A 209-nucleotide genomic window follows, 5' to 3' on the forward strand; every position below is an offset into this window, starting at 1 on the left:
TCCCCGAGCGAGCCGTCCTTGTTCACGAGGAACTTGGGCACGACGAACAGGCTGATGCCCTTCACGCCCTCGGGCGCACCGGTCACGCGCGCGAGCACCAGGTGCACGATGTTCTCGGCCATGTCGTGCTCACCGTAGGTGATGAAGATCTTGGTGCCGAACACCTTGTAGGTGCCGTCGGGCTGCGGCTCGGCGCGGCTGCGCACCAT

Annotated in this window: 1 pseudogene; it reads right to left on the reverse strand. The window is 65.6% G+C overall.

Annotation, left to right across the window (positions count from 1 at the left end):
• Positions 1 to 209, reverse strand: a pseudogene (locus tag ACCC97_RS28945) (acyl-CoA dehydrogenase); the annotation flags it as partial.

The sequence above is a fragment of the Variovorax sp. Varisp85 genome, assembly GCF_047304045.1.
GTDB lineage: Bacteria > Pseudomonadota > Gammaproteobacteria > Burkholderiales > Burkholderiaceae_C > Variovorax.